Here is a 7304-nt window from a genome sequence, read left to right as displayed (position 1 = left end):
TGTTAGTACAATAAAACTTTATTTAATTGAATTATATTACACATAAAGACTTTTAATAAAAATTTTTTTTGTTAAAAAAATTAAAAAAAATACAAAATAAATTTGACTTTATTTTTAATATACCTATACTATGTACATATAAAAATAAAAAATGGGAGATTATTTTATGAAAAAAATACTAATAGTTGGCGGAGTAGCTGGCGGAGCTTCTGCAGCTGCTAGACTTAGAAGATTAAACGAAGAAGATAAAATAATATTATTTGAAAAAGGTCCGCATGTTTCTTTTTCCAACTGTTCTCTTCCTTATTATGTCGGAGGTCTCATACCAAATGAGGAAACTTTACTTTTAATGTCTCCCGAAAAGTTTTTGAAACAGTTTAATGTAGATGCTAGAGTTAATAGCGAGGTTGTGGCAATAGATAGAGAGAAAAAAGAAGTTACGGTGATAAGCGAGGGTAAGGAATATAAAGAGAGCTACGATAAACTGATATTATCTATGGGTGCTAAACCTATAGTTCCTCCGATTAAAGGAATTGAAAAAGTTAACATTTTCACTGTTAGAAATGTTGTTGATATAGCTAAAATACATTCTTTCTTAGGTGGCAAAAAAAATGCTAAGGTTGCTGTTATTGGTGGTGGTTTCATTGGTATAGAGATGGCTGAAAATATCAAAGAAGCTGGTCATGATGTAACTATTATAGAAGCTTTGCCTCAAATTATGAAGCCTTTCGATTATGATATGGTTCAAATTCTTCATAGAGAACTTATTGACAACGGAGTTAATCTAATAGTAGAAGATAAAGTTGAGAGTTTTGAAGAGAATACTGTTGTACTTGCTTCTGGTAAAAAGATAGAGGCTGATGCTGTTATACTTGCTATAGGTGTTGCTCCTGAAACTGATATTGCTGTTAAGGCTGGTATTGAACTTGGTAAAACTAAATCTATTAAAGTTGATGCTAATTATAGAACTAATGATAAAGATATTTATGCTATAGGAGATGTTATAGAAATTTACGGAGCTTTATGTCAGGATTATTACAGACTTGCTTTAGCTGGTCCTGCTCAAAAACAAGCTCGTGCTGTAGCTGACCATATAAATGGAAGAACTGTTGATAACAGAGGATATATTGGTTCTTCTGTAATTAAAGTATTTAGATATAACGGTGCTTCTACGGGTCTTTCTGAAGGCTATATTAAAGCTATGAATTTAAATATCAATTATGATACAGTAGATATTATACCTTTTGATAGTGTTTCTATTATGCCTAGTGCTAAGCTTTTACATTTCAAATTAATATATGAAGTACCTACTGGTAAAGTATTAGGTGCTCAGGCTATTGGAAGAGGAAATGTTGATAAGAGAATAGATGTTATTGCTACATTAATAAAATTCGGCGGTACTATTTATGATTTGAAAGATTTAGAATTATGTTATGCTCCTTCTTTCGGTACTGCTAAAGATGTTGTAAACTTCGCTGGTTATGTTGCTTCTAACCTAATGAACGGTGATTTCAAACAAGTACATTATAGTGATGTAAGAAATATTTTGGAAAAAGACCCTGATGCTTATTTCTTAGATGTAAGACTTAAAGAAGATTTTGAAGCTGGTCATTTAGAAAAAGCTGTTAATATACCGCTTGGTGCTTTAAGAAGCAGATTCGATGAAGTGCCTAAGGATAGACCTGTTTATATTACATGTAAAACTGGATTAACTAGTTATACAGCTTGTAGAATATTAATTAATTTAGGATTCACCAATGTTGTTAATGTTTCTGGTGGATTCATAGGTTTATCACAGTATGAATACTACAATGATAAATTCTATAACAGAAAACCGATACTAACTAAATATTTTGCATAACTTCTTATATTGTTGTATATGGGAGGCTGTTCTGGCCTCTCATTTTTTTGCATATTCAAAAATTATTGTTACTATATGTAATAATATATCATTTTTACATACATAAAAGATTTTTTTATGTAATTTTATGTAACATTTTTAAAAAATATCATTATTTTTTATGTAATAAATTTGACCTTTTATATATAAATGATATCTTTAAAAAAAGATATTATAAAAATATACTCATATACAACAATAAATGCAAATATATAGAAAACAACAATATTAAGAGGTTTATGCAAAATGAAAAAAATAATAATATTTATTTTAATTGCAGCTTTAATGGTTTTCTCATGCAAAAATAATTCAACAAATGCAGACACTTCATCAGATAATAATAATGGAAGCGACACAGGTGGAGATAATAATAATGGAAACAATGGAGGCTCTATTACAATTCCGCCTCAAATAGAAAAATATGCCATAGATATAGCTAGTGCAACTACTCAAACAATTGAAGAAGCTTTAATAAAATATGAGGCTGACCATAGCGGAGAATATAAATTAATATTTAAAGGTACTTCAACTGCTCAATATAATGGGCTTTTTGGCAACTCAATAGCAGGCTTTCTCAATGAAATATCGTTAAAAACTATCCGTGTTATTGTATCTTTAGAATATGTTAATTTCCCAAATAATAAATTAAACGACTATATATTAGGCGGAAGTCAAAATTATAACTACAATATAGTAAAAGTAATCCTTCCAGATACTATAACAACTATAGGAAAAGATGCTTTTATATGTGGAAATCTTACAAATGTAAATATTCCTAAAAACTTAAAAACAATAGAAGATGGAGCTTTTTATGAAATGAAAATGGAAGAACTTATATTACCTAATGGATTAACAACTATAGGAAAGTATGCCTTTCGTATATGCACTTTTACAAATCTAGTAATACCTGATTCTGTAACATCAATTGGAGAACAAGCATTTGAAAGTTGTACAAATTTAGTAGAAGTTAAATTATCTAACAATTTAACTTCTTTAGAAAAAGAGATTTTTGCAAACTGCAACAAATTAAAAAGTATAACAATACCGGCTTCTGTTGAAGAAATAAAAGAATCTGCATTTTATTCTTGCGATTCTTTAGATAATATTACATTTCTATCAGCAAATCCTCCAATTATAGGAAATTATGTTTTTTATGGTACAGCTTTAAAAACTATTAATGTGCCAAAAGGAAGTAAAACATTATATGAGCAATTAAAAGGTAATGGTATACCAGACAATGTTAATATAATAGGACAATAATATACAACAATATAAGAGGTTTATGCAAAATGAAAAAAATTATAATATTTATTTTAATTGCAGCTTTAATGCTATTATCATGTAAAAATAATTCAACAAATGTAGATACTTCATCAGATAATAATAGCCCAGGCAACACAGGTGGAGATAATAATAATGGAAACAATGGAGGCTCTACTGTAACTCCAGAAGAACTTGAAAAATACGGTATAGATATAGCTACAGCAACAACAGAAAACATAGAAAAAGCTTTAATAAAATATGAGGCTGACCATAAAGGGGAGTATAAATTAATATTTAAAGGAAATTCAACTACTCAATATGATTGGCTCAAAGGATTATCTATAGCGGGATTGATTAATGAAATATCATTAAAAGATATAAATATAACAATAACTTTTGAACATGTTAATTTTCCAAATAATATATTAAATCCATATATACTAGGAGGCAGTCAAAATCTTAATGAAAATATAGTTAAAGTAATTCTTCCAGACACTATCACAACTATAGGAAATAATGCTTTCTTCTGTTCAAATCTTACTAATGTTAATATACCAAAAGGACTTACAATAATATCTGATAAATCTTTTAGCAGAATTAATATGAAAACTTTAGAATTTCCAAATACATTACAAACAATAGGAGCATACGCTTTTTCTCAATCAAAATTAGAATCTATAGTTATTCCCAATTCTGTAACATCTATTGGAAAGAACGCATTTGAAAGTTGTGAAAATTTAATAAAAGTAACATTACCTAATAATTTAACAATTTTAGAAGAATTTATTTTTACAAGTTGTTATGCATTACAAAGTATAACAATACCTGCTTCTGTTAAAGAAATAAAAACATTTGCTTTCTATTATGCTAAAGCTTTAGAAACTGTTACATTTTTATCTAAAACTCCTCCTACTATTGGAGATTATGTTTTTGATGGTACAGCTTTAAAAACTATTTACGTACCGCAAGGAAGCCAAAAACAATATGAAACATTAAAAGGTAAGTCTGGTATACCAGATACTATAGAAATAATAGAACAACAATAAAATTAAGAGGTTTATGCAAAATGAAAAAAATTATAATATTTATTTTAATTATAGCTTTAATGATATTATCATGTAAAGAAGTACCAACAGATGTAAATACTTCACCAGATAACAACGAAAATTCAAATAATAATACTATATCACAAACACCACCACCAAACCAAATACTACCTAATGAAGAAGATATGTGTCAAATATCAGACAATACAACATCAGAAGATATAAAAAATTTTTTAACAGAAAAAAAAGACATTATAAAAAACAAATATAACAATACAATATATTTTAAAGGCTCTATAACAAAAGATTCTTATCAAGGTACAAAGAGTTTGGGTTATCATTTAGAAAAGGCATTAAATGAAGTTTATAAAGAAAATATTAAAGCAGATTTTTCTAAAGTAGATTTTAAAAATAATAAAATACCAGCTCATTTTTTTAGTATGTCAATGCTAAATACTATGTATGTTACAAATATAGTAATACCAGATACTATAACATCAATAGGAGAATGGGCTTTTTTTTCACACGAATCTTTAGAAACTATAGTAATTCCAAATTCTGTAACATCAATACCAGATTTAGCTTTTAAATACTGTGAAAAACTAAAAGAAATAGTAATACCAGACTCTGTAACTTCAATAGGTAATAATGCCTTTGAATATTGCCAATCTCTAACATATATAAATCTTCCAGATTCTATAAATACTATAGGACGTCAGGCTTTTGTATTATGTACAAGCTTAAAATCTATAAAGATTCCTACAAAAGTTGAAACTATAGAAAGACAAACATTTGAAAATTGCCGTTCTTTAACTGAAGTTATAATACCAGATTCTATAAAAGAAATAAAAGAATGGGCTTTTCATAATTGTAAAAATTTAGAAAAACTAGAATATTTAGGTACAGATAAAAATAAAATACAACAAGTAAACTCTCAGCCTGCTTTTGAAAGTTCAGGAAAGAATATTTGGTATTTATATCTTCCAAATGTAAAATTACAAAATGGAAATAAAAAAGAATGGCAGAATTTTTTACTTTTAAGTAGAATATGGAATGATGTAAAATTTGAAGAACATATTAATTAATATATAAAAAATAATAACTTTATAACCTAATAGTAACTTCATAAAGTTACTATTAGGTAAAAAACTCATTAAAGAGAAAAATATATCTTACCGCTTGATATATCTGCTTTTACAACAAAAATCTTAACTCTGTCCCCAAGTTCATACATCTTAACTTTATCAATATAAATACTTTGCATATCCTCATAAAATCTATAATTAGCACCAACATAAGTTGACTCAATAAAACCTTCTATATCAAGCCCCTCTATCTCAACTGTAATGCCGTTTCTTGAAAGCAAACTAATAAATCCGTAATATTCATCTCCAAGCCTATCTTTCATATACCTTGCCGCTTTTATTTGTCTTAAATTCCTCTCTGCCTTTTTTGATGTTCTGTCAAGCAAAGTACATTCATCTGCTATCATCTTATATTTGTTATCATCATTAGCATATGTTTTTTTGTCTATGATATAATCTTTTACAATTCTATGTATTATTAAATCAACATATCTCCTTATAGGCGAAGTAAAATAAGTATAATAATCAAAGCCCAAACCGAAATGACTTTTATTAACTACACTATATGATGATGGTGTCATAGAACGCATTAAAACACCTGTAAGAAGTTTCTCTTCTGACTTTCCTTTTATCTTTTCCAAAAAGTCAATTAAATCATAATTATCTTCATCTAACTTTTTTAATTCATAGCCTTTATTATGTGCTAATATTTTAAAATTATTAAATCTATAATTATCAGGAGCACCATGATATCGGTATATTACCCCCTCATAGTCTTTTAACTTTTTTGCTATTTCACTATTAGCCAAAAGCATTAAAGATTCTATTATAAGCATAGACTCCTTTTTCTCTTCTGCATAAAACTCTATAGGAACCCCATTATCATCTAATACTATATTAATATCATCATTCTCAAACTCTACACCCTTGCTTCTTTTTTTATGCAATATATTTTTTACTTCCAAAGCATTGTTTATAAGCTCAATAAGCCAATCTTCATCATTAGCTTTTTTGTTTATAATATCTTCTACGTAATCGTAAGATAATTTTTTGTCTGAATGTATAATGCTTTTAACTACATCACTATCTAAAATATTTCCATCTTTATCTATAACACAAATTAAGCTCAAAGTAAATCTATCAACTTTTTCATTGAGTGAAATTATTCCATTTGAAAGAATCTCTGGAAACATGTTATATACTTTATCTATTAAGTAAGTAGAGTTTCCTCTTTTTTTTGCTTCTATATCAAGAGGAGAATCAGCCTCTATAAAATGGCTAACATCAGAAATATGTACATATACTTTATAATTATCTTCTATTTTCTCTATACTAAAAGCATCGTCTAAGTCTTTTGAATGCTCTGAGTCTATTGTAACAGTTTTTAAATCTCTCAAATCAATTCTATCACTAATATCATTAAAATTAGCATTATTATTTATATTTTCTGCAAGATTCGATAAATCATCAGAAAAGTTTAATTTAATATTATATGCATTTGCTATTATCTCTGAATCTAATTTCGCATTATCTATATTAATATTTATTTTTTTAGCATGAACAGGAGTTTTTACAGCTTCTTTATTTGCACTATTTGGGTTTATCAATAAATGACCAGCTTTAGTTACTCTAAGTAAATTACTGTCAGTTTTTTGTATATATCCATCACTGATTGCTTTTCTTATCAAATTAGTAAGAGAAGTTTTTTCTAATGGTGTTTTTGCATTAAACTTTATAAATACATTATAGTCCATTTGGTTTTTAGACAATTTTGCTATAAGTTCTTCTATGGTTTTCATAAATACTCTCTAAAAAATAATAATAAATTATACTAAAGTGATTGCATTTTGTCAAAAATTATTTTTATAATTTTGAATATTTGCGGGTGATGGTATTAGCAAATATTTTACTCTATATGTTGGAATATGTATTAACTATAAAATAATACCTGCATTTTAGCTACACGCTGTGGACTTCGTCAAATGCAGCCTTTTTGGTTCTTTGTGGCAA

At 27.3% G+C, this 7304-nt stretch carries 5 protein-coding genes; 4 read left to right on the top strand and 1 reads right to left on the bottom strand.

Annotated features, from left to right (window positions below; all coding sequences use genetic code 11):
• Nucleotides 1-166: 166 nt before the first annotated feature.
• From E6A48_RS06730 to E6A48_RS06715, 4 genes are all read left to right on the top strand, one after another.
• Nucleotides 167-1861: an FAD-dependent oxidoreductase gene (locus tag E6A48_RS06730; RefSeq protein WP_219709277.1), complete on the top strand. Its 1695-nt coding sequence runs from the start codon at nucleotides 167-169 to the stop codon at nucleotides 1859-1861.
• Nucleotides 1862-2146: 285 nt separating this feature from the next.
• On the top strand, nucleotides 2147-3160 hold the full coding sequence (locus E6A48_RS06725; protein ID WP_219709276.1) for a leucine-rich repeat domain-containing protein: 1014 nt from the start codon (nucleotides 2147-2149) through the stop codon (nucleotides 3158-3160).
• Between the two features lie 29 nt (nucleotides 3161-3189).
• Nucleotides 3190-4209 carry a leucine-rich repeat domain-containing protein gene (locus tag E6A48_RS06720; protein WP_219709275.1) on the top strand — a complete coding sequence of 340 codons (1020 nt, stop codon included), beginning with the start codon at nucleotides 3190-3192 and terminating at the stop codon, nucleotides 4207-4209.
• Between the two features lie 20 nt (nucleotides 4210-4229).
• The gene (locus E6A48_RS06715) at nucleotides 4230-5294 is read left to right on the top strand and encodes a leucine-rich repeat domain-containing protein (RefSeq protein ID WP_219709274.1); all 1065 of its coding nucleotides are present in this window, start codon (nucleotides 4230-4232) and stop codon (nucleotides 5292-5294) included.
• 68 nt (nucleotides 5295-5362) lie between these two features.
• Here E6A48_RS06715 and E6A48_RS06710 read toward each other — a convergent pair whose 3' ends face one another.
• A complete protein-coding gene (locus tag E6A48_RS06710; RefSeq protein WP_219709273.1) occupies nucleotides 5363-7093 on the bottom strand; it encodes an RNB domain-containing ribonuclease in 1731 nt (576 codons plus the stop codon).
• Between the last annotated feature and the right edge of the window lie 211 nt (nucleotides 7094-7304).

The sequence above is a fragment of the Brachyspira pilosicoli genome (genome assembly GCF_019402445.1).
Lineage (GTDB): Bacteria > Spirochaetota > Brachyspiria > Brachyspirales > Brachyspiraceae > Brachyspira > Brachyspira pilosicoli_B.
Note: the sequence above shows the minus strand (reverse complement) of the source record. Positions and strands in the feature narration are given on the sequence as shown.

Excerpts from the sequence above, each read along its gene's own strand:
- E6A48_RS06730 (WP_219709277.1), top strand. The coding sequence starts at position 167 with ATGAAAAAAATACTAATAGTTGGCGGAGTAGCTGGCGGAGCTTCTGCA.
- E6A48_RS06725 (WP_219709276.1), top strand. The coding sequence starts at position 2,147 with ATGAAAAAAATAATAATATTTATTTTAATTGCAGCTTTAATGGTTTTC.
- E6A48_RS06710 (WP_219709273.1), bottom strand. The coding sequence starts at position 7,093 with ATGAAAACCATAGAAGAACTTATAGCAAAATTGTCTAAAAACCAAATG.
- E6A48_RS06715 (WP_219709274.1), top strand. The coding sequence starts at position 4,230 with ATGAAAAAAATTATAATATTTATTTTAATTATAGCTTTAATGATATTA.
- E6A48_RS06720 (WP_219709275.1), top strand. The coding sequence starts at position 3,190 with ATGAAAAAAATTATAATATTTATTTTAATTGCAGCTTTAATGCTATTA.